The organism is Fictibacillus sp. b24, from assembly GCF_030348825.1.
Classification (GTDB): Bacteria; Bacillota; Bacilli; order Bacillales; family Fictibacillaceae; genus Fictibacillus.
This window is the reverse complement of sequence record NZ_JAUCES010000005.1, coordinates 1537762-1559890: the sequence shown is the minus strand read 5'-3', so window position 1 is coordinate 1559890 and position 22129 is coordinate 1537762. Positions and strand designations below refer to the sequence as shown.

At 36.9% G+C, this 22129-nt stretch carries 29 protein-coding genes, 1 tRNA gene and 1 pseudogene; 7 read left to right on the top strand and 24 right to left on the bottom strand.

Annotated elements, in window-relative coordinates:
* Positions 1 to 6: 6 nt before the first annotated feature.
* The 9 genes from QUF49_RS08010 to comGA are packed head-to-tail and all read right to left on the bottom strand — an operon-like array spanning position 7 to position 4720.
* Positions 7 to 195 (bottom strand): YqzE family protein, encoded by a 189-nt coding sequence (locus QUF49_RS08010; RefSeq protein ID WP_289495157.1) that lies wholly within the window; start codon positions 193 to 195, stop codon positions 7 to 9.
* Between the two features lie 25 nt (positions 196 to 220).
* Positions 221 to 760, bottom strand: coding sequence for a shikimate kinase (locus QUF49_RS08005; protein ID WP_289495156.1), 540 nt, complete (start codon positions 758 to 760; stop codon positions 221 to 223).
* Between the two features lie 3 nt (positions 761 to 763).
* Positions 764 to 1138, bottom strand: a complete 375-nt coding sequence (comGG, locus tag QUF49_RS08000) for a competence type IV pilus minor pilin ComGG (RefSeq protein ID WP_289495155.1) — start codon at positions 1136 to 1138, stop codon at positions 764 to 766.
* On the bottom strand, positions 1138 to 1629 hold the full coding sequence (locus QUF49_RS07995) for a ComGF family competence protein (RefSeq protein ID WP_289495154.1): 492 nt from the start codon (positions 1627 to 1629) through the stop codon (positions 1138 to 1140). Before QUF49_RS07995 ends, comGG begins: the two co-directional genes overlap by 1 nt.
* Entirely contained in the window at positions 1556 to 1888 is a 333-nt protein-coding gene (locus QUF49_RS07990; protein WP_289495153.1) for a hypothetical protein, read from the bottom strand. Before QUF49_RS07990 ends, QUF49_RS07995 begins: the two co-directional genes overlap by 74 nt.
* Complete coding sequence (gene comGD, locus QUF49_RS07985; protein WP_289495152.1) at positions 1872 to 2327, bottom strand: competence type IV pilus minor pilin ComGD; 456 nt, start codon at positions 2325 to 2327, stop codon at positions 1872 to 1874. Before comGD ends, QUF49_RS07990 begins: the two co-directional genes overlap by 17 nt.
* Positions 2320 to 2619: a competence type IV pilus major pilin ComGC gene (comGC, locus tag QUF49_RS07980; protein WP_289495151.1), complete on the bottom strand. Its 300-nt coding sequence runs from the start codon at positions 2617 to 2619 to the stop codon at positions 2320 to 2322. The genes comGD and comGC overlap by 8 nt, the downstream gene beginning before the upstream one ends.
* A gap of 12 nt (positions 2620 to 2631) precedes the next feature.
* Positions 2632 to 3771, bottom strand: a complete 1140-nt coding sequence (gene comGB, locus QUF49_RS07975; protein ID WP_289495150.1) for a competence type IV pilus assembly protein ComGB — start codon at positions 3769 to 3771, stop codon at positions 2632 to 2634.
* Positions 3665 to 4720: a competence type IV pilus ATPase ComGA gene (gene comGA, locus QUF49_RS07970; RefSeq protein WP_289495149.1), complete on the bottom strand. Its 1056-nt coding sequence runs from the start codon at positions 4718 to 4720 to the stop codon at positions 3665 to 3667. The genes comGB and comGA overlap by 107 nt, the downstream gene beginning before the upstream one ends.
* A 124-nt stretch (positions 4721 to 4844) precedes the next feature.
* Between comGA and QUF49_RS07965 the strand changes: the two genes are divergently transcribed.
* Positions 4845 to 4919, top strand: a tRNA-Gln gene (locus QUF49_RS07965).
* Between the two features lie 35 nt (positions 4920 to 4954).
* Here QUF49_RS07965 and QUF49_RS07960 read toward each other — a convergent pair.
* The gene (locus QUF49_RS07960) at positions 4955 to 5344 is read right to left on the bottom strand and encodes a Spx/MgsR family RNA polymerase-binding regulatory protein (RefSeq protein WP_289495148.1); all 390 of its coding nucleotides are present in this window, start codon (positions 5342 to 5344) and stop codon (positions 4955 to 4957) included.
* A gap of 184 nt (positions 5345 to 5528) precedes the next feature.
* On the opposite strand from QUF49_RS07960, the gene QUF49_RS07955 reads away from it, so the two are divergent.
* Positions 5529 to 5777 carry a DUF2626 domain-containing protein gene (locus QUF49_RS07955; protein WP_066242314.1) on the top strand — a complete coding sequence of 83 codons (249 nt, stop codon included), beginning with the start codon at positions 5529 to 5531 and terminating at the stop codon, positions 5775 to 5777.
* A 156-nt stretch (positions 5778 to 5933) separates the two neighbouring features.
* Positions 5934 to 7096, top strand: a protein-coding gene (locus QUF49_RS07950; protein WP_289495147.1) for an IS3 family transposase whose coding sequence is annotated in 2 segments (ribosomal slippage) — positions 5934 to 6210 and positions 6210 to 7096 — 1164 coding nt in all. Because the reading frame shifts where the segments join, the coding sequence is not laid out codon by codon here.
* A gap of 160 nt (positions 7097 to 7256) precedes the next feature.
* On the opposite strand, the pseudogene QUF49_RS07945 reads toward QUF49_RS07950, so the two are convergent.
* The 3 genes and pseudogenes from QUF49_RS07945 to QUF49_RS07935 form a co-directional block, all read right to left on the bottom strand.
* Positions 7257 to 7442, bottom strand: a pseudogene (locus tag QUF49_RS07945) (IS5/IS1182 family transposase); the annotation flags it as partial.
* 283 nt (positions 7443 to 7725) lie between these two features.
* The gene (locus tag QUF49_RS07940; protein ID WP_289495146.1) at positions 7726 to 8811 is read right to left on the bottom strand and encodes an SAM-dependent methyltransferase; all 1086 of its coding nucleotides are present in this window, start codon (positions 8809 to 8811) and stop codon (positions 7726 to 7728) included.
* 2 nt (positions 8812 to 8813) lie between these two features.
* A complete protein-coding gene (locus QUF49_RS07935) occupies positions 8814 to 9446 on the bottom strand; it encodes an MBL fold metallo-hydrolase (protein ID WP_289495145.1) in 633 nt (210 codons plus the stop codon).
* Positions 9447 to 9517: 71 nt separating this feature from the next.
* Here QUF49_RS07935 and QUF49_RS07930 point away from each other — a divergent pair, with 71 nt between their 5' ends.
* Together QUF49_RS07930 and QUF49_RS07925 are read left to right on the top strand one after the other, a co-directional pair.
* Positions 9518 to 9889, top strand: a complete 372-nt coding sequence (locus QUF49_RS07930; protein ID WP_289495144.1) for a hypothetical protein — start codon at positions 9518 to 9520, stop codon at positions 9887 to 9889.
* A 139-nt stretch (positions 9890 to 10028) separates the two neighbouring features.
* Positions 10029 to 10214 carry a DUF2759 domain-containing protein gene (locus QUF49_RS07925; protein ID WP_066242324.1) on the top strand — a complete coding sequence of 62 codons (186 nt, stop codon included), beginning with the start codon at positions 10029 to 10031 and terminating at the stop codon, positions 10212 to 10214.
* Between the two features lie 97 nt (positions 10215 to 10311).
* Here QUF49_RS07925 and QUF49_RS07920 read toward each other — a convergent pair whose 3' ends face one another.
* From QUF49_RS07920 to QUF49_RS07900, 5 genes are all read right to left on the bottom strand, one after another.
* On the bottom strand, positions 10312 to 11505 hold the full coding sequence (locus QUF49_RS07920; RefSeq protein ID WP_289495143.1) for a M14 family metallopeptidase: 1194 nt from the start codon (positions 11503 to 11505) through the stop codon (positions 10312 to 10314).
* A gap of 100 nt (positions 11506 to 11605) precedes the next feature.
* On the bottom strand, positions 11606 to 13525 hold the full coding sequence (locus QUF49_RS07915; RefSeq protein WP_289495142.1) for an LTA synthase family protein: 1920 nt from the start codon (positions 13523 to 13525) through the stop codon (positions 11606 to 11608).
* A 468-nt stretch (positions 13526 to 13993) separates the two neighbouring features.
* A complete protein-coding gene (locus tag QUF49_RS07910) occupies positions 13994 to 14953 on the bottom strand; it encodes an ROK family glucokinase (RefSeq protein WP_289495141.1) in 960 nt (319 codons plus the stop codon).
* Positions 14954 to 14966: 13 nt separating this feature from the next.
* On the bottom strand, positions 14967 to 15158 hold the full coding sequence (locus QUF49_RS07905) for a YqgQ family protein (protein WP_289495140.1): 192 nt from the start codon (positions 15156 to 15158) through the stop codon (positions 14967 to 14969).
* Positions 15159 to 15267: 109 nt separating this feature from the next.
* The gene (locus QUF49_RS07900) at positions 15268 to 16731 is read right to left on the bottom strand and encodes a spore germination protein (protein WP_289495139.1); all 1464 of its coding nucleotides are present in this window, start codon (positions 16729 to 16731) and stop codon (positions 15268 to 15270) included.
* A 215-nt stretch (positions 16732 to 16946) separates the two neighbouring features.
* Between QUF49_RS07900 and QUF49_RS07895 the strand changes: the two genes are divergently transcribed.
* Positions 16947 to 17105 carry a hypothetical protein gene (locus QUF49_RS07895; RefSeq protein ID WP_289495138.1) on the top strand — a complete coding sequence of 53 codons (159 nt, stop codon included), beginning with the start codon at positions 16947 to 16949 and terminating at the stop codon, positions 17103 to 17105.
* Between the two features lie 47 nt (positions 17106 to 17152).
* Here the strand turns inward: QUF49_RS07895 and QUF49_RS07890 are convergent, their stop codons facing one another.
* Positions 17153 to 18196, bottom strand: a complete 1044-nt coding sequence (locus QUF49_RS07890; protein ID WP_289495137.1) for a M42 family metallopeptidase — start codon at positions 18194 to 18196, stop codon at positions 17153 to 17155.
* 110 nt (positions 18197 to 18306) lie between these two features.
* On the opposite strand from QUF49_RS07890, the gene QUF49_RS07885 reads away from it, so the two are divergent.
* On the top strand, positions 18307 to 19170 hold the full coding sequence (locus QUF49_RS07885; RefSeq protein WP_289495136.1) for a hypothetical protein: 864 nt from the start codon (positions 18307 to 18309) through the stop codon (positions 19168 to 19170).
* On the opposite strand, the gene QUF49_RS07880 is transcribed toward QUF49_RS07885, so the two are convergent.
* From QUF49_RS07880 to QUF49_RS07860, 5 genes are all read right to left on the bottom strand, one after another.
* On the bottom strand, positions 19130 to 19879 hold the full coding sequence (locus QUF49_RS07880) for an HAD family hydrolase (protein ID WP_289495135.1): 750 nt from the start codon (positions 19877 to 19879) through the stop codon (positions 19130 to 19132). The two genes, QUF49_RS07885 and QUF49_RS07880, sit on opposite strands and share 41 nt — an antisense overlap.
* 2 nt (positions 19880 to 19881) lie before the next feature.
* The gene (locus QUF49_RS07875; RefSeq protein WP_289495134.1) at positions 19882 to 20058 is read right to left on the bottom strand and encodes a hypothetical protein; all 177 of its coding nucleotides are present in this window, start codon (positions 20056 to 20058) and stop codon (positions 19882 to 19884) included.
* 98 nt (positions 20059 to 20156) lie between these two features.
* Positions 20157 to 20762: a molybdenum cofactor guanylyltransferase gene (locus QUF49_RS07870; protein WP_289495133.1), complete on the bottom strand. Its 606-nt coding sequence runs from the start codon at positions 20760 to 20762 to the stop codon at positions 20157 to 20159.
* The gene (locus QUF49_RS07865; protein ID WP_289495132.1) at positions 20747 to 21532 is read right to left on the bottom strand and encodes a DUF92 domain-containing protein; all 786 of its coding nucleotides are present in this window, start codon (positions 21530 to 21532) and stop codon (positions 20747 to 20749) included. Before QUF49_RS07865 ends, QUF49_RS07870 begins: the two co-directional genes overlap by 16 nt.
* Positions 21532 to 22089 (bottom strand): 5-formyltetrahydrofolate cyclo-ligase, encoded by a 558-nt coding sequence (locus QUF49_RS07860; protein ID WP_289495131.1) that lies wholly within the window; start codon positions 22087 to 22089, stop codon positions 21532 to 21534. Before QUF49_RS07860 ends, QUF49_RS07865 begins: the two co-directional genes overlap by 1 nt.
* Between the last annotated feature and the right edge of the window lie 40 nt (positions 22090 to 22129).

The window sequence follows — 22129 nt, the reverse complement described above, 5'->3', positions numbered from 1 at the left end:
CAATCCCTATTTTCTTCTTTTTTTTCGAAATGCTAATCCAAGACCCATCGGAACAACACCAAACAAATAGGTGAGCAAAGGCTCTCTTTCATTTTTTTTAGAAATTCGTCTTTCCTTTCTTACCCCTTTTGGTTCATCTAAATATTTTACAATTTTTTGCGTGAGAAATTTAATAACGTCAGTACCTGCAGCCATTGACAAAACTCCTTTTAAATAACAATCACTTCTTAGTTTTGTCCAATTGCTCCGTATTTAAACGATTTAACTTCTCGAGGATTTGATGACATACTTCTTCAGTCGTGAAATGATCAGTGACGATTTCGATATCACTTTTCTCATAATACTTGCTTCTTTCATGAAAAAGAGCTTGAACTTCTTCTTTCGTTCGAGTTAATAATATTGGTCGTTTGTTTCTTTCGTTTTCTTTCATCAGTCTATTCCATAGAACAGGAAAACTTGTTTTTAAATAGATGACGATTCCTTTACTTTTCATATAAGACAGATTTTCTTCCCTTACGACTGCTCCGCCTCCAGTCATTACTACAGCATGCTCGAGCGGCAGTTGTCGAATGGCAAGAGATTCATAATTTCTGAATGCTTCTTCACCTTCATTGTGGAAGATTTCTTTTATGGTCTTTCCTCTAAGTTTTTCAACGGTCGAATCAACATCATAAGGTGGAACTTCTAACTGCTTAGAGAGCTGTTTACCTACAGATGTTTTTCCACAACCCATAAATCCGACTAAGTATATGGTGTTCAAAATTTAACCCTCCACCCATTTTGTGACGCTCTTCTGCTTTACATTATAATACACTTTCACTCTTCTTGTATGCTGGCGAGCTGTGACTGAGTCAATATTAAATACAACTTCCTCTTCTGAGATTTTTAAGGCAACTATTTTAATAAGACCTTCGTTCACATTCAATATGTGCTCTGAAGGGAAGTAAACAACCTCACCTATCCATTCAGAAGCGCGATCAACGGCTTGCTGTAACAGACGAACCTGAATCATTTGTTCTTCTTGCAAATAAACAAACTCTCGTTCAGTAAATACATTCTCTGTAACAAAACTAAAGAAGATCAGCATCATAAAACAAATTATTACAACAAGCGGATATACGAATCCCTTCTCACCCATTATTTCAACCTCCGAAATACACGCATTAGTTCTTTTCCTTTGGTATCAATAACAGTAACTTTCAAGGATGTATCAGACTGCTTTTCAATCAGCATCTCTTGAATATTTTGTACCCACACCTCATGTCCTAATCCATTCACTTGTTTACGGATAAGAGAATGATATTTTGTAAAACTTAGCACATCACCTGTCGTTTGAGTAATGTACAACCCGTTATTTCTTATTTCTACAGATTTCCCTTCCCTCACTTCCTTTCCTAGCATGGAAAGAAATACGCTTGTTTCTTCAAGTTGGATTGATGGAGGATGTTTCTGTATGGGGGAGAGCAGCAACGGAACAAGTGAGGCAAGTATTAGCATAACTCCAAGTGAAATAATGGCTTCGACAAAGGTATGACCATCTTTATGAAGAATCCGTTTAGTAAGAACTTGCACAGGTTGTGTACTCTTTATGGTTAGAACCATTAAACGTAATACATATTTCATACTCATCTGTAACACCTTTTCTTGTTTTTAACTCATATCGTATCCCATCTTGACTCCACTCTTTTTCTGTAGCTTCCTCTTGACCTTCACTATTTTTAGCAGCAGCTAGATCTACTTCTGTCATAGCATACAAGAGTTCTTTAGAGGCTTTTTGTTCTTGATAGGCCACATAGATGAACGGTAAACAAATAGAACACACTGCGGAAATCAGTAAAACACCCAACATAGCTTCGAGTAACAGATATCCCTTATTGTTTCGTAACATAAAACTTTCCTTTACCAATCTGGAAAACCATCTTATACGTACCATTTGCAGAATGAATGTAGAGTGTTCCTGCTCGACTTATATTTCCGTATTGATTAAACTGAACTCTTAATAACATGGAAAAGCTTTCAAAACGTATGTGTTCTGGAAAAGCTCGTTTTAAAGGCTTTTTTAAAGCGTTGCCACTTACTTCATAAACGTGTTTTTCATTATCAATTGATAAAACATACATACGATTTTCATTAATCGCTTTTTGCTGCATATGAACGATGTCTTTTTGGAAGGATCGTAAAAAATATTCGGTTTCCCTATTTTTCCGAAACGAATCAAACGCAGGATAAGCGATTGCACCAATTGTCGCAATTATCATTAGTACGATCATCATTTCAATTAAACTAAACCCTTGTTGGTTCCATGCCTTATGTTTCTGATTACTCACTGCTCACACTAACGATTCCCTCGCTATCTATGACCAGCGGTCTTTTGTCAGGACACACTTTTGTATCAATGTACTTGTTATCAAATAAATCTTCTATTGTAGGAAGTACATTTTTCTCTGCTTCATAAGCTCCCACTTGTCCCTGTACTAAATCGATTGTTGCCTCACAGCCTAATGACTTTACAAGGCTGTTATTCTTCGTCATGCTCGGGAGCGCGATTAGCATGAGTACCGAAATAATAAGCAGAACAATCATCATTTCAATCAGTGTAAATCCTTGTTCATTCTTCATTCATAATCCTCCTTATAATGCTTCCATCAGTTTGAACATGGGCAATAACATAGAGGCAAACATGAGCAATACAAAGCCACCTATCACAGCAAACAATATGGGTTGTATTTTCTGCAATGCGGAGTAAATCATTTCTTCTAATTCACTAAAAATCCACTCTCCATAAGAAGTCAATTCAGCACCTAACTCTCCATGCGCCTGACCGTATCGAACAATCTCCGCTAATTCCTTAGTGAAATATGGTTTTAACAGCAAAAGATCAGGCAGTAACTTTCCATTTAGCAATCCTTTTTGAAGCCGTTGACTTTCTTCTTTATAGAAGCCTTTGTTTAAATGCATTTCCATCACAACTAATGCGTCAGACACCGGCAAACCACTTTTTAACATCGTCCCGAAATTAACACTAAAAAAGTGCGAGTTGCTTAAGCGTAAAAATCTCTTGCATAGCGGAAATTTCATTAATAAACTCATTTGTGTAGAATATTTAGCTTTCTTTTTAATGAAGTAAATGATGATCCAAGAGATCAAGCTAAGCACAAGAATAACAAAGCCTATTATCGGTATCATGCCTAAAAATGAAAGCATCCACGTTGTAAAAGTCGGAGTTTTAACATCTAATGAAGAAAAAAGAAGTGAAAATTGAGGAAATAAAAATTGATAAAACAGAATGCCTATCCATATTGTTAGAAATAACAAAAACAAGGGATACCTGAGTGCTTTGATCAGTCGCGCGTTCCATTCTGCTTTCTTTTTCATGAAGGTGCCGTTTTCGATTAAACTTTTCGTTAAATTTCCGTTAGTACTATTAATTGATAAGGAACTCATTACTTCTTTGGGTAACTGAAGCGGTGTAAATACATCTTGGATCGAACCACCTGAAGCAAGAATTTCAAGCATATCATCTAGCAATACCAGCTTTTTTGGGGGAAGTTGTGCCTTTAAGAGTTCAATGCTCTTTTGAATAGAATAGCCCTGATCTAACAAATAACCTAGTTTATAAAGAAAAATTCCTTGAGAAGCTCGTTTCCAGCCTCTAATCTTCAACTTAGGTCTCCCCTCCCATCCATTTTTCATAACTTTCCTTCGTAATAAATCCCGCTGACAATGCATGGTTAAAGTAATGAGAAAGGTTTTTATATATTGGCTTAACATGATTACCTTTGTTTAAAGCAAATTCTAACTCTTGATTACACAGCATTTCATAGATCCCGGCTCTCCTGAAGGTTCTAGCTTTAAAACAATAATCGTAACAATCATCCCCGCAAAAACGACATGGAATGGAAATAAGCCTTTGTGAAACTACACCCATTAAAGTTTGATTTAGTTCCCCCTCTTGAACACCGAACTCTCTAAGGCGTTCAATACAACCTATACAATCAGCTGCATGCATCGTTGACAATACAAGGTGGCCAGTTAAAGAAGCACGGATAACGAGTCTAGCCGTGGACTCATCCCTAATTTCACCAATCATAATCACATCAGGATCATGACGTAATAAAGATCTGAAACCTTCGCCATACGTTATACCAGCCTTTTCATTGATCTCCATTTGTAAAAAGGAGTCTACTTTACGTTCAACAGGATCTTCAAGGGTAACGACTTGCCGTTTATAGTGTTTTTGAAGGTAATGAAGCAATGAGTAAAGGATTGTTGTTTTACCTGATCCAGTAGGTCCTGTGAAAAGTAATAATCCGCTAGATCTTTTGATTAGGGAGATTAATTTTTGCAACACTTGAGGAAAAAGAGATAATTCATAAAGAGATAAGGTTTCTTGCTGAGGAAGTAAACGAATAACAAGAGATTCATTAAAAGCAGAAGGTATGGAAGAAAAACGAAGGTGCACATATACATTATTTAGCATGACATCCATTGCGCCACTTTGAGGTTTACGCTGTTCACCAATATCCATTCTTGCAGAGTATTTAAAATGAGCAATAACTCGGGTGTATTCTTCTTGGGTAAGTGTTTTAAATTCAATAAGCCGATCATCTATTCGAAATTGAACGATACCCCCTCTTTTGATTGGTATAAAATGAATGTCTGACGCCTTCTGTATTGAAGCCTCATGAAGGATGTTGGTGCCTAATATTTTTATCGGCAAGCATTATCAGCCTCCTTTTCTTTTGCTTTATAAAGTTTTCTTCCATCAAACGACAAATTCCTGCATTTTTTTATAAAAAGAACGCATATAAATTTCGACACGGCTCATACTATTATTGTTGCATTGGGCTATAGCCAAGCGGTAAGGCAACGGACTTTGACTCCGTCATGCGTTGGTTCGAATCCAGCTAGCCCAGCCAAAAAAATAACACTCTTCAGATAAAGAGTGTTACGTTCAGGACACATGACTTGAAATGTGTTCTTTTTCTTTTGTTGCACATAATTTCTTCATGTCTCCGGGACTATATCCTGCAATCAGCTGTTTACCATCAGTTACTAAAGGCCGTTTTAAGAGCTTTGGATTTTTTGTTAATAATTTTAGAAGTTCATTTGTTGAAAGGTCATAAATATCAACATCTAGAGATTTGAATGATTGGCTTCTTTTTGCCAAAATATCTTCTGTTCCGTACTTTGTTAGCTTTAACAGTTCTCTTAGCTCTTCAACAGATGGTGTTTCTTTAAAAAGATGTCTTTCATCAAAAGATACTTTATTTTGTTTAAGCCACATTTTAGCCTTTCGACACGAAGTGCAGCTGGGATAAGTGTAGAATGTAATTGAACTCATAAGACTCACTCCTTTTGGTTTACATTACCTTTAAAAGAGGCATAATAAACCAAAAAAAGCCTATTTTATTTAATTATCTTTTAATTGTGTATTTATCCGCTTACAATTGTCATTTACAAGAGAGTGGAAACTCATATATAATACTAAAGGATACGAGTATTAGCGAAAAAAGGAGGGGATACATATGTCAAGAATGTATAAAGTTTTAGGCTTTTGGACTGGAATCATTGGTGTCATGGCTTATCTTGGCGATATGCAAGACATGGCGTTATTGTTCTTAGGACAAACAATTATGTTCGTTTCATTAGGTTATTTGAACTTATCTGAGCGTATGTATATTTATATCTTTGGTGCTTATTTAACTGTTTTCTTTGTTGGATTTACATACTGGTCAACGTTTATGATGACTCCAGGAGCTGGCGGGGGTCACTAAGAAGTTCTCAACTGCAACAATAGAAAAGCGGTCCGTGTTACACGAGGCCATTGAAAAACCGGTTGAATTTATAGACTAACCTAGGTAGATGGGACACAATAAAACACCTTCGAAATGATACACTTATTAAAAGTGAAAAATCGGAGGTGTTTTTGCATGGGCAAAAACGTTTATTCAAAAGAAACAAAGTGGGCTGTTGTTAAAGATAAAATGAGTGGTCAATTTTCCAACGAAGAAATCATGGATAAGTATGGAATCAAAAATGTGTCCCAAATTAAAACGTGGATGAGATGGTATCGAGATAATGAAGTACATCGGTTCGATCAACCTATCGGTAAGCAATACTCTAATGGTCTTGGACCTAACTCCCTTAGTGAAGAGGAAAAGAAAGAACGTCAATTTAATCACTACAAACAGGAGAATGAAATATTAAAAAAGTATTTGGAGATCGAAAAGGAGCTGAAAAAGAAGTAGTTCTCCGTTTGGTAAAGAAATTAAGAAAAAAATACACCGTTAGAGCTATTCTATCTGCTTTAAATGTTCCAAAATCAACCTACTATCGATGGTTAGCAGCTCCATCTAAAGGGTTATCTGAATCCGAGAAGGCTATTATCTCTCTTTGTGAAGAGACGAAATACCGGTATGGTCATAGGAAAATTAAGCATCTACTAAAGCGTCGATATCAAATGAGTTTGAATCGAAATTCTGTCCAACGCATTATGCAAAAGCATCATCTACAGTGCCGTGTAAAGCCAAAGAGAAAATGGAAATCTCAAGGACAAGCCATCATTGTCGCACCAAATCTTTTACAGAGAGATTTTTCAGCCATTTTACCCAATCAAAAATGGGTAACCGATATTACGTATATTCAATATGGTTCAAGCACATTGTATCTTTCAACTATTATGGATCTATTCAATAATCAAATTGTGGCGTACAAGCTCTATACGCATCAACAAGCACCTCTGGTGACGGATACTTTAAAAGCTGCCTTAGAATCACGAGGAAACCCCAAAGGGGTTATTATTCACAGTGATCAAGGAAGTGTGTATACATCTTATGCGTATCAGCAGTTAATAAAAGAAAGTAAATTAATTAGCAGTATGTCCAGAAGGGGAAATTGTTGGGATAACGCCGTTATTGAATCTTTCCATTCAAATCTAAAATCTGAAGAATTCCAATATGTGAAGTTTAATTCTATAACCGTAGATAAAGTGAAGGAAAAAGTAGATCAATACATGAAATATTATAATGAAGAGCGAATTCAAGAAAAATTAGGCTACCACACCCCGATTGAAATTGGTAGTATGGCAGCCTAACAGGTGTTTTATTATTGTCCCAAATGACTAAGTCAGTCTATTTAACCGGTTTTTTTAATCTTAGAAAAAAACAAGGGCTCCGCATGAAATTACTTGCGGAGCCCTTGTTTTTTGACCTTGCCTTTTCCTTTTTTATTCCATTAACTTCAAAATTCTTTTGTCTCTGTTTGAGTTCACTGTTCATCGCTTCAACTTTGTACCGTTCTTTTGCCTTACTTATAAAGATTTCACTGTTTTTAACGGCCTTTTGTACTATATGTATGTTAGATTTAATGCTTACCGAATAAGTCTTACTTTTCGCTCCAAGTTTATAACACTCTTCTTGAATGGACCTTAGCTTTTGTTTCTAAATCATCAGTTATCATCCACACGTATTTGATTCTTTTTTTATACCGAAAAGAAAAAAGATCAATCCAACTCGATAATAGCTGGTTTGATCCTTTTTTCATACTTACATGTTGGGATTGGAGCGTAAGGGTACTGACTCCTGCGGGACGAGTGGGACAGGTGAGACCCATAAAGGCGCGAAGCGGCATGGGGCTCACCGCCCGCCCCGCGGAAAGCATGTACCCTGGAGCGGAGATCCCCGCATTCAATTTTTTTATAGGGACTTTTTCATAAGCCCCGTTCTACACGGTAAGCTTTTTTTGTTGTTGTATGACTTGGAATCCATTCGCTAGGGTGCTGTCGAGTAAAAAGGAACGAATAGCGCGATTTCTTTTATGTTCGTATGAAAACGGGTCAGGATTATGAGTATCCTGTAAAAGTAACAATAAGCCTTCTTTGAGCAAGAAGTCACCTTGATTCATAATCTCAAGCGTTTCAACCCTATATTGATAACCCGTCTTCTGTACTTGCTCCCAATCTATGTGATATGTAATATCCATTTTCCCAGGATATGCTAAAGGATCGTTCTGCATTTGATGACGGTAATAACCTCGAATACTTCCCTCTTTCAAGTAAGCATTATTCCATTCATCGCCACTGAGCCCATAATCAACAAAATATAAGCAAGATTCATTATCTGTCCATTCATATAATTCCTTTAACCATTGCAACATTTGAAAAGAGACTTCTAATTCATTCTGTTTGTTTCGACTCTCAAAGATTTCATCTAAAGTTTGAAGCAAGGATCGATTCTCGACCTTTTTATACTCGAAGGAAAGTTCTCGATCTTTACTTTTTAAGGTAACACCTTTTTCATACCAGCCTTCTTTTTTGGACTTAAAGATCCGAAGCGGAAAAGCATCAAGAACTTCATTTGCAAAAATGATGCCTCTAAAGGATGGATATTCTTGTTTAAGTTCTTCAAAAGAACTTAAAATCGTTACAGATGTATCTACTAACGCTTCTTCTAGCAATTTTCTGTGAAAGGGACTTCGTTCTACAATTATATACTTTATAGGAGCTGTATGGTTGTTATTCCAAGCGGTTTGAATTTGCTGAGCGAAATGACCATTGCCTCCTCCAAATTCTACTACTACAGGGTCTAAGTTATTATGAGTAATTTTCTTTACAAAGAAATCAGCCCAAACGGTTGCAAATACATCTGACACGAAACTTGACGTATAAAAGTCACCATTTCTTCCGATTTTCTTGTTATCGTTCATGTAATAACCCTTTGTAGGATGATATAGAGCGTACTCCATATATTCCTCCATTGTTAACCATTTGGTCTCTTCAAGTTTCTTATAAAGCAGAGACGTTAGCGACATTATTAGAAACCGCCTAAAAATGGATTTGAGTCCATTTCCATTCCAATCGTAGTTTCAGGACCATGACCTGATAAAACAATCGTTTCTTCTGGCAGATTCATTAATTTTTCATGAATGCTCTTTAATAGGATGTCTTGGTTTCCCCCGAAAAGATCCGTTCTACCGATACTGCCTGCAAATAATGCATCGCCTGAGAAAACTGCACTAGCACCTTTTAAATAAAAAGAAATACTGCCCGGTGAGTGTCCCGGAGTTGAAAGAATTTCAAAAGAAAAGCTGCCAATCTTCAAGGTATTGTCTTGATCGGATAATAGATGACTTGCAGCTTTTGCTGTAATGCTTTGACCAAAATGATTTGAACCATTCTTTTTTGTGTTGCTCAGCCAGTCTGACTCTTTTTTATGAATATATAGTGGTATTTGATATTTATCACGAACATCATCTACCGCCCCGATATGATCAAAATGAGCATGCGTTAAAAGAATAGCCAATGGCTTAACTTTTAGTGACTCAATTGCTTGAATGATCTTCTTGCTTTCGCTGCCAGGATCGATGACAATTGCTTCATTGTTAGTGTTATATATAATATATGTATTTTCTTGAACAGGTCCTACCGTTAGCTTTTTCCACTTCATCATTAGTCCTCCAATTGCAAGTTATTTCTTTCTATCTTACACTAAAATAGTCATAATTACGGAGGAAATGCATGAAAGTATATTATGGATACGAAAATATTGAGAACGCTGACATTATTGTCTATGATCAACATGAGGATTTCTTTATTGCGACAGATGCTATTGTAGATTTTCCTGATACTATTCCTTTACTCCACATCAACCCTATACAGACAACACTTCTATATGAGGATTATGGCTTCAGATCCGATTCACAACAACATTACATTTATATGGATATGGTTTGTGCATTTTCTATCATTGACTGCGATGAACAAGAAAAAGAAATGTTTCTCCTTCAAGTGGAAGAAGAATTAATCGCTGTTTGCGAGGAAGAAAAAAGAATTTATATTTTAGATAAACATCATCAACCTCTCATTAAAAAATGGTGCTTCTGCTTATAAACTAGCCGTGGAATTCATTTTGTTCTAAATGTTCACTCGACAAACCAGAATAAAACAAGTAAAATAATACAAGGTTGTACCTGTGTGAAAGCGTTATACATAGGATTGGTATTACTCCAGAGCAAGGGGGCACAGAATAATGGGATTAGCCATTATATTCGGCTTAGTAGCTATTTTAGCTGCATTGGGACTATTGCGTTCGTTAAAAATTAAAAATTTAATGGCTGCAGGCTTTGCCTTTTTAACGTTTGCAGTTTTTGGCTGGTTTACAGTCATGACTGTACTGGACGTATTAGTAGGCAGCGGCGGTTCTACAGGCCATTAAGAACTCAAAAAACCATCAGAATTCATATTCTGATGGTTTTTTCTTTCGCTCACCGCACCCCCCTCAGAAAGTGAGTCTTATGGAGCGAAAAAGTTTATTACATATATAAGCCTGCAAGCATTATGCCTCTTGTATCCTCATAGATCTTATCAAACTGCCTCAATGGTAACGGATTAACCCCTATCCCAAGTTCGATCGTAAATCCAGGTTTTCTATATTCCTGAATGTACCAGTCCTTATATCCTGCATAGCTATCTACATATCTGATTGCTTTATATCCGCTTACCCTTTCAAATTCCTTGGCAATTTCTTCAGATAAAGGCATAGGCTCCTCACCCTCAAAACCCCAGTAGAGTTCTTTTCCTTGAGTATGAAGAGCGATCACTCGATCAAATTGATACTTTTCTGTTACCTCAGCCATTACTATCGCTTCAGGCTCGCTTAATGGGGTTGTTCCTGGATAATCTCTTGGAGCTGGAGCTTTCGGCTTTCTCACTTGTTCAAGCTCCCATCTTGCGGGAAATTGATTATTCAAGTCTACCCCGCGAATATTTGCTTTCCATCCAGAGAAATCCTTGCTTCCTTTATTTAATTTTAACACAAGCTCTTTATACGCAGAGTCCTCAGGCGGACCATTCAATACAAGATCTACACCATCAGGATCTACCATAGGAACGGCTAAAAGAGTTGTATCTCTATAAAGCTTAGAAGGTTTATTCCCATTTAAATCAGTTTCACTCGTTAGCGCATAAGCATATTCATTGATGAATTTCATTAATACACCTGAAGTGATCCATTCGTTACCATGAAAAGATCCATTAATATGAACTTTCTTTTTCCCATTACCGATTATTAGCATATCTATCGATTTACCAAGTACAGATTTGCCGATTTCCTGCTTTTTAATAAACGGATAAGTATTTAGCAGCATTTTGATGTCATGCTTTAAAGCAGCCGTATCGTATTTTCGCTGTCCATTAATTAATGGAAAAGATATTCTTTTAGGAATATTTATAATGTCTTTTGTAAAGATTTCTTTCGGATTTACATTTTGATTAAATAAATATAAAGCATCCAGTGGTAAATCAAATTTCTCTGCTATTGAAAAGAATGTATCTCCATTTTTAATCTTGTATTTCTCAACCTTTAAACCGGGTATTTGAATTCTTTCACCTGCTTGCATATTTGCACTAGAAATATTCGGATTAGAGTCTTTAATCAACACGTAAGGGATAGATAAGAGTCGAGAATAATACCACAGTGAATCGCCGTTACGCATGATAATTTCCAAACAGAGCCCTCCCTATAAAACGTTCCTCTTAAAGATGTATGTTTACCCTTTTCAGATATGCAAAAAAAAGCACTTAGCCGTGGCTAAGTGCTTTTCTTATTTACTGTTTCTGTTTTTCTTTGTTTTCTTTATCTAATGCTTTATCTTTAGCCTTATCTTTATCATAGAATCTCAACAAGTCACCATAAATGATGCGATCAGAGATATCTAGTTCAGTTTTAGCACGTTCACTGTATGGTTCACAACCATTGTTTTCACCTTCAACAGGTTGACCAGTTGCTTTGTCATAACACTTACCATCTGTGAACACATTATCTTTGGTGATATACGAATTATCACGCAGTACAGCGAAATCTTCGTGGTCCTTAGAGAATAAATCTGAACCTAGTTGAATGTCGCCTTTTGTATCAATTCCAAGCAAGTGCAGAATCGTTGGTTTTAAATCAACTTGCCCACCAACTGAATTCATTACCTTGCCCTTTTCACCAGGCATGTGGATGATCAACGGTACTTTCTGCAATTGAGTTGATTCAAAAGGAGTAATTTCTTTACCTAAGAATTGTCCCATTGCGTCATTATGATTTTCAGAAATTCCGTAATGATCTCCATACATAATAAAGATTGAATCTTCGTATAGTCCTGCTTCCTTAACGTCAGCAAAGAATTCTTTTAATGCTTCGTCTGTGTAACGAACCGTTGTAAAGTAACGGTTAACTGTTCCATCGTTCGAAGTCCATTCTGGAATCATTTCATCTTCCTCTTCCAATGTAAACGGGAAGTGATTCGTTAACGTAATATATTTCGTGTAGAATGGCTTGTTCATAGCTTGCATTTCTTTTAAGTGCGGAATGGACTGTTTAAAGAAATCTTTGTCTTTTAAGCCCCAGCCAATTGAATTTTCAGGTGTTACTTCAAAATCCTTTAATGAATAATAACGGTCATAACCGAAATTATCATACATGATATCACGGTTCCAGAAACTCTTGTTATTCGCATGCTGTACTGAAGAATAGTAGCCTTGCTCTTTCAATATTTCTGGAGTTGCATTGTATTGGTTTTGTGAGTGAGTAAAGAATACTGCTCCACTTGGAAGCGGATATAACGAGTTATCTAATAAGAACTCAGAGTCAGATGTTTTACCTTGCCCTGTTTGGTGATAAAAGTTAGGGAAATAGTAACTGTCTTCAATTAAATCATTCATAAACGGTGTAATTTCTTTTCCATTTACTGATTCATTAATAACAAAGTTTTGAGTTGATTCAACTGAGATGACAAATACATTCTTGCCTTTTGCTTTACCGAACATTTCAGGGTTCGGCTCTTTGTAATTAGCACGTGAATAGTTCTCGATATCAGTGATCTCACTTCCATCTGCAAAAGCACGCTGCGCCTTTGCTTTAGACTGAATAATGGAATCATAAATGTGATAGTTGTAAGAACCGATGTTTTTAATTAGCATCTCACGGTCAAATGTACGGGTTAATAATTGTGGACGCTCAGTTTCAGCAATCCCTACATTGACGATAAAAAACACGATAGCCGCAGCAAATGTAATCGTAATTTGCTTGCGTGAAGCACGAGCAGGACGGTAATCTGCACGTCTCATGAAATAAGCCAAAATAACAATATCGATAAACACTAATAAGTCGGTTGGCTGAATCAATTCAAAAACACTATTACCTAAATCTCCCATATTACTTGTTTGAAACAAGACGGGAATCGTAATAAAGTCGTTAAAGAATCTGTAGAATACCATGTTGGCATACATAACAAAACTCATAATCGCACTGACAGCTACAATCATCCGTCTATGTGCTCTTCCTTTAAAATAAAGGGTAAGCCCTAAAAATAGAATAACGGAACTAATCGGATTAATAAAAAGGATCAATTCCTGGACTTTGTTGTCCATTGGTAATTCGAAAGCTGTTTTATAAACGACATATGTTTTTATCCATAATAAAGCAATTGCTATAAAGAAAAATTTATAATCAGCAAAAGCTTGTTTCATTTTTTCTTTCATATGTTCTCTGACCTCCTCAATCAAAAAGAACTCTTGTGTTCCTGCACGTTTTATTTTTTCCTTATTAACTACTCTCTGTTATATACGGTAAGCATCCAATGGAAATGTAAATCAGTCTTTACAAATTTACAAAACCTTAATCAAAGGATTACATAAAGAGTATATTAAATGGTTTTACACAAGAATTCAATACCCTAACGTACTATTTCAAGATTCTGACAATAGGACAACAAAACTATTTTAGTTTTACCCTTTTTTAAAGCTCATAAACCATTAGACGAACTTACCCCAAAAAAGTTTCAAAAAAAAATCTGTTATCACAACCTTTAGAAGGGCTGTTCTCTAAAAGATTGTTTTCTTTTGGAGGAAGGTGTGATCCGCTGAGATTTTAATCATTTCCATGCGTATCATCGGAAAAACAGCCAAATAAAAAGAACCACTAATTGTGGCTCAATTTATAAATGAATATTAAAGGTTGTGTTTTGCAAGCCATGCTCCGCCTATTACCCCTGCATCGTTGCCTAAAGTGGCTACTTTTAATTCAGCGCCTTCTGCAACCCTTGGAAGAGCAAAATGTTTAAACTTCTCTTGAAGTCTCTCCATGAGGGTGTTACCCGCTTTAGAAACGCCACCGCCAATTACGATCTTTCCTGGGTTGATACTGTTCGAGAGATTGGCTATCACAAGGCCTAAATGGAAAGTAACTTCGTCTAACGTTTCAATAGCGACTTGATCTCCCTTATCTGCCGCGGCAGCAACATCTTTAGCTTTAATTTCCCCGTTTTGCTCTAAAATGTTATAAAGAGATGAAGTTGTATCTTTTAAAGCTTTTTCTTTTGATATTCTTGCAATTCCTGTTGCTGAAGCAATGGTTTCAATACAGCCCGTTCTGCCACAGTTACATGGTGCGCCGCCGTCTGGTATTGAAGTAATATGCCCAATTTCTCCTGCCATTCCGTTCGTACCATGCATGATATGGCCGTTAACAATGATTCCGCCGCCAACACCTGTACCGAGCGTTACCATTAGTAAGTTTCCTTCTCCATCTCCAGCACCACGCCACATTTCACCGATTGCAGCAATGTTTGCGTCGTTATCAACGATAACAGACAGACCTGTTGCTTTTTCAAGTTCTTCTTTTAGCGGGTAATCTCTCCAGCCGATATTAACCGCATGGTAGATAAACCCTGTTTTCATATCAATAAAGCCAGGGGCACCCATGCCAATTGCCGCAAGTTTTTCTTTTGGTTCAGAAAGCTCATTTAGTTTGGTCTGTATAGATCGAGCGATGTCAAGCACAATATTCTTTCCATCTTGCTCAATATTTGTAGGAATCTCCCATTTCTCTACGATATGGCCGTCCAAAGTTATGAACGCTATTTTAATTGTTGTTCCACCAAGGTCAACGCCAACCAACCATTTTTCCATCTTGTCTCATCCTTTATTGAAATTTATTGTGTGCAGCTCGGATAATGAGTATCGCTGTTTTGTATTCGTTTACATCAATTAATTTTTGATTGTAAAGTTCTCGTACTTCTTCTTGTATTAATTCTAAATCTGCTACAGGATTTCCCGTATATATAATTGTTCCAAACCTTTTTAACAGCTGCTGAACATCATACATTGTTTTCATGAATATCACCTTTGTCATTATAACAAAAAATATAGGGATGAATGCAAGCCTTTGCACAGAAATAATGCATAAAAAAACAGCTGATTAATTTCAGCTGTTTTAAACATACTCATCGATCAGGGTCTTTTGGATGCAATACAACGGGTCTTCTGTTTTTAAGAGGCATTGGTATTCTAAAAATAACATCTCTGATGGCTTTGAAGTTAAACGGTATAAATGGCCATAAATAAGGGATATGGAAAGATTTAAAGGATACAAAGAACAATATGGCTAGCGTTAAGCCAACAATATAACCTGGAACTCCTAAAAGCGCAGTAAGCGATAACAAAGCGAGTCTTAACAAACGATTGGCAAGACTCAGCTCGTATGTTGGAGTTGCAAATGTACCGATGGCAGCAACTGCAATATAAAGAACGACTTCATTTACAAACAATCCTGCTTCAATGGCTACCTGTCCAATTACAATGGCAGAAACGAGCCCAAGACCTGTCGAAACAGAAGTGGGTGTATGTATGGTAGCCATCCGAAGCATATCCATACCTAACTCAATGATCACAAATTGCATAAATAAAGGTACAACCCCAATTTCTTCTGGTCCAATAAAAGAAAGAGAAACTGGGAGCAGCTCTTTATGTACAGAAAATAAATACCAAAGAGGCAATAGAAAAATTGAGATCCACACAGCTAAGAAACGTACAAATCTTAAATAAGCACCGACAACTGGTTTTTGCCTATATTCTTCAGCATGCTGTAGATGATGCCAGAAAGTTGTTGGAGTTATTAATACAGATGGAGAGCCATCTACGAATACAAGAACATGTCCTTCGAATAAATGCACAGCTGCTGTATCAGGACGCTCTGTATACCTTACTAAAGGATAAGGGTTCAGGTGTCTGCCGCATATGAATTCTTCTACCGTCTTCTCCCCCATCGGCAGTCCGTCGGTATCAATCATTTTCAAAGAATCTTTTATTCTCTCTACAATATGCGGGTCGGCAATATCTTCAATGTAGGAAATACAAATATCTGTTTTTGATCGCCTTCCGATACTCATATATTCCATACGCAGCGATCGATCACGTACTCTTCTCCTTGTTAATGCAGTGTTAAAAACAATTGTTTCAACAAATCCGTCCCTTGCACCTCTAACAACCCGTTCAACATCTGGTTCTTCTGGTCCACGAACGGGATACGTCCTTGCATCAATCTGCAGAATTTCTGATACCCCTTCTACAATCAAAACAGTAGGACCGCTTAGTACCCAATCAATTCCTTGGTTTAGATCGTCAGACGTAGAAATCTCTATATACGGTAAATACGTTTTCATCAACTTTAATAAAGGATCTGGTTCTAATTGGCCGGGTTCGAGATCTGCTAAAAGCTTCATTAAATAGTGAAGGATGTCGTCTTTAACAAATCCATCGACCATAAATAAAGCCATCCTTCTGCCGGCATATTCTAAGTCTAAGTGAATGCAATCAAAACTGACATCAACACCAAGCTGTTTCTTCATATAATGTACGTTTTCATCAAAGTTTGGTGAAAGAGGTTGTTTTTTTGGCAGATATGTCATTTTTCATCACTCCTCTGCCTATCATCCTTCACCAACTCCTTTTAATTCATACCTCATCAAAAAGAAAAAGCTCTTCTCTATAAGATTGTTGCTATTGTTCATTCTTCTCATTAATTTTCAAGTTGCACCTACCACCTTTGAAGCTTCTTGCAAGGCATGCGACAAGGAATCTCACGGATTCTGAAGAGAATTTTGTAATTGTCTTCATTTGCAAGTTGATTGAAGCCCAAGATGCGAGACTCCCGGCTAGGACGAGCGGTCAGGTGAGACCCTTTAGGGCACAAAGGGTTAAGGGGCTCACCGCACGGCCCGCACAAAGCGAAGCACTTGGAGCGGAAATCAACCACTTAACTTACATCAGCATCAAAGTTTAAGAAAACAGCCAAAGAAAAAACCCTAGCAATGGCTAGGGTTTAGTATGTTACACAAGCGGTGATTGCAAATATACATTTATGAGATCAGCTGTTTGCTTCAATGACTTAACATGAGTACGCTCAAATGCATGAGAAGCATCAATCCCAGGACCGATTAACCCATGTACAATGTCCGCTCCCGCGCGGATCGCAGCAGTTGCGTCTGACCCATAATAAGGATATATATCTACCTTGTACCCAATGTTGTGTTTTTCAGCTAAAGCGACAAGATGTTTTCTTAAAGCAAAATGATATGGACCGCCAGAATCTTTTGCACAGATACTTACGGTAAATTCATCTGTTGCTTGCCCATCACCAATTGCTCCCATGTCCACTGCTAAATACTCAACGGTTTCTTTTGGAATGTTAGAATTACCGCCAAACCCGATTTCTTCATTATTACTGATCAGAAAATGGGTCGTGTAAGGCAATGTTACAAAAGATTGCTTAATCTGTTTAATGATGTGCATAAGAATTGCAACACTTGCTTTGTCGTCGAGGTGGCGCGATTTCACAAATCCGCTTTCAGACTCTTCAAACCTTGGCGCAAAAGAAATAAAATCTCCTACAGAGATTCCCGCTTCTTCAGCATCTTTCTTGGAATGAAATTCTTGATCGACTCTAACAACCATGTTCTTTTCATCACGCTTTAATTCGTTCATCCCTTTATAAACGTGTGCTGCTGTTTGATGCATCATAACAGTACCGGTAAACACTTTTCCAGAATTCGTATGAATCGAGCAATATTCACCTTCTATCGTGTTCCAATAAAAACCGCCGATTAAATCTAGTTTCAAGCGACCATCATTTTTAATTTCTTTAACCATAGCACCGAGAGTATCCACATGTGCAGTCAGGAGCCGGTGTTTTGTATCATCCTCACCTTTGATAGTTGCAATAACAGCACCTTTATTGCTCATCGTAAATGAAACATCGTTTTCTTCAAAAAATGATTTCATATAGTTTATTGCAGCTTCTGTATTTCCTGAAGGACTTGGAATATGTACGAGATCTTTAATGAAGCCCACTATTTCATTCGTTTGAATTTCCATACCTTTTCTCCTCTCGTTTCCACTCCTGCGTTTTCTGCTACTCCGTCTTCTATTTTTTAAAATTCTGCATAGAATTTAGGAACAAGTTTGTCCTATAGGAGGCCTAACGTATGAAGTGGAAAATTTCAATCTATCTGCTGATTATTATACTTGTAATAGGAATCATCTACCAGCCGTTTGTTAAAAAAGAAGCTCGTGAAAGTATTACATTCTTTCCTTTAGACAGCTCATTCTCCTTTTCAAAGGCAACAACAGACCTTTCATTCGTAAAAGGTACACCGACAAGCTACGAATTACTTTGGAAAGTAAATTCTGAGACATCTGAACGGGTTTATCTGCGGCAGGACATCGCTATGATCTTTGAAAACGGAAAGTTAATCAACAAAATGACTGAATGGAAAACATCTGCAAAATCAATTGATTTGGAAAAAGACATTAAAAGTACAGATCCTGGACTTTGGGAGGCCATCTCTTATCATCAAGGAGAAATTCATTTAAACGAAGAAAAGTATCGCTCTGTTCAGCAAATGAGCCATGATTTTTTGTATACATCTGTGATTGGCCAATCTTATTCTGGATTTCAAACCCCTAATAACGCACTAGAGAGAAGAGCAAAAAATGCATTAGATGAAAAAACGAATCAATACCTACAAGGAACACTTACACAAGCAGCAAATTATTATCAGATCGATCTTAATAACTATAATGTGATCTCATTAGAATCTTTAACAGATTACAATGTTAAATCCCTGCCTGGTTTTTCTCAAGCAAAGAGCCAAGAGATAATAGGAAAGCTTTGGGAAGGATTATACAAAAACTACTTTTTAGGAATCACGACAAAGAACGGACAAAAAATAAGTCCGATCGGAAGTTCTATGCCATTCATTTTAATCAGTAAAGATAAAAAGTATTTATTCGTACTGCTTCAAACCGCTAATGGAGAGAATATCCAGCTGATTCAATACATTTCTTAATGACTTCAATCAAATCACTGCTTGATGTGCAATTGTAAATGGAGGAGTGGTTAACAGCCGCGGGCTGCTTGAGCGGGTTCCACCATATGGCAGTCCAACCAGCTTGTACTGCAGGCACAATATCTAAATCAAAAGCATCTCCAACATAGTGATAAACTTCAGCATCCGTACAGTTTTTGACAAAATGGAAGATATCGGGATTTGGTTTTGCAACATTTATTTCGGATGATATATAAATGTTCATCTCTGGTATATGTAATTTTAAATTTTTTATTTTTTCCCTCTGAATTATCGAATCACCGTTTGAAATAATTCCAATTAAGACTCCTAGCTGGTCTAATCGCTGAAAGATTTCTTTTATCCATACAAAGGGTTCCACTTCAGAAGGAACACTTTTTTCAAAAACTTTTTGATAATACTGGATCTGTGCATCACAAAAGCTCTTTAAACCTATTGCCTTAAATGAAGAAAGCAGCCGTTTTCTTTGGTATTCTTGACGTGATATCACTTCCTTTTCATAAGCTGACCAAAACAAATCACAATATGCCTTATAATAAGTGAACCACTTTTCCACCATTGGGGTATCGTTCCATTTGTTATTCGTAATTGTATGAAATGCAAACAAAGAAGCCTTCTTAAAGGAGGCTTCATAATCAAACATTGTATTATCTAAATCAAAAAAGAAAGCAGCTTTTTTAGCAGATTGCATATCTAAATAAGTTCGTCCATCATTTTAGAGCGCAATCCTGGAAAAGACATGGCGCTTCCTACTAAGAACCTTCGGATTAGCGGTTGACCAAGAGCCATATTCATCATGCGATATCTCATTCTGTAGCCAAGCATAATAGCAAGGAATAACAAAAAACTTTTAATCACAAACCCTTTCATATAAAAACCTCCTTGCTACTACTTTCTGTTTTATTTTCGCATTTTATTCGTCATTGGTCCTGACAATATACCTCTAATCATTTTTTCTCGTACATTTATTAATCCGTCAAATTCAAAAGCTCTTCTTTTGTATTTACATTGTGAAAAAAGCACTCTTCATCTTCGCTAATTTCTATATAATGGGTGTTTTTACGTTTCAGTAAGCTTAAGACCTTGTACGTCTGATTCCTTAAGCATGTTTCTATATCAGGGAAGCATGTTCGTTTATATACACCGTTAAGCGGATATACTTTCCCTTCCCAAAGCGGAACAACACAATCATACTCTGGATGATCCATAGCAATTTTTAGCCATTTTTCATACATGCTGCTGCTCATTCTCGGCATGTCACAAGGTGAGACCAAATAATAATCGGCTTTTATTTGCATCATTGCGCTATAGATGCCTGCTAAAGGACCATTTCCTTTAAAAGAATCGATATCTGTAATGATTTCGGCATTGTAATTAATATTGTAAGGTTGTAATGCTTGTATCCATTCCTCCCTGACCACAGCTATAAGGTTATCTGAAAGAGGAGCGATGGAATTCATTGAATGCTCAAAAAAAGTTTTGTTATTCCATTCCGCAAACACTTTTGGACTTCCAAACCTCCGAGACTTACCCCCTGCTATAACGACACCTACACAGCTCATAGGTTTATCCATATATATAGCCCCCCCGCAATCATTCCACCGATTAGAGTTGAAGTGAAATTCACAAGATTGTTTGACACCCAAGAAACCCCATATATCCTTGTTGTTTTCTTTCCACAGTGCACTCGGCTCTCTGTTTCCTTTTTACACATTGAGCAAAAGAACTTTTGTTCAAACCAGGCCCCAAATACGGTGTCAGCTAGGTTGCCAACGAAACCAGAAATAGCAATACAAAGCGCAACAAGAAATGACGTGTCAAAAAGAATATAAAAACTAAAACCGATCAAAAGGGCACCTAGAGCAGCCGCAAAAGTACCTAAACTTGAGATCGCTCCAGACAGCCCGCGATCTACAGTCTTCCACTCTTTTATATGGAATGGTTTCTTTTTTGATAGAACACCGATTTCAGAAGCCCACGTATCAGCTGTGGCTGTCGCAAAAGCTGCAGTGTACATAATGAGCCAAACAGGATTCGGTATTGCCGTGTGACATGCTGCAGCGATTAGAGCAGCACCTCCATTAGCCAGCACTTGTCCAGCTGATCTTCCCTTTTTTTCTTCAGAATGCAGTGCTTTTTCGTCTCGCTTTAAATCTCTTTTCCATTTTGTTAATAACGTAGAAGTTATAAAAAATACACCTAATATAACCAGCCCTTGCCAGTCAAACGCTTTAAAAATGATAAATCCCAATATGAAAGCTGTTATACTTCCCGGAACCGTCAGCCATTTAAGTATTGCAGATAAAAGTGAAAGCAGAGCAATCCCGCCTAAAATGATTTCCATTAAATAAAACGTCCATCTTCCGTAATGATGTGATCAACTGGAATATCAAATTCTTCGTGCGGAAGTGTATCTGTCGTTTGAAAGGAGTATGCAAGTGAAATTTTTAATCCTTGATACGTTTGCAAATAACGATCATAATAACCACCGCCGTATCCGATCCTATATCCTCTCCTATCAAACACTAGTCCAGGAACGATGATCAAATCTATTTGGTCAGAAGTAATAAGCTGAGTCGCATCCATTCTAGGTTCAAATAAATCCATGTAAACATTTTCAAGTTCGTCATATGAACGCATTTCTCTAAATTGCATTTGTTTTTCTGCAGAATAACACTTAGGAACACCGACTTTCTTTCCTTCTTCCCATGCCTTTTTAATAATAAAGGACGTATCTAATTCAAATTTTCTTGCAACGGTAATTCCGACACTTTGTGCTTTATTCCATTCTTCGGTTTCAAATAGAAGATTAGAGATCGCCTTGCTTTTTTTTCTTCTTTCATCCTCTTTTGTCAAAAGCAACATTTGTTTTATTTTTTTTCGCCATTCAGATTTATTCATCTATAAAACACCTCTAATAAAGTGATGTATTTATCATATC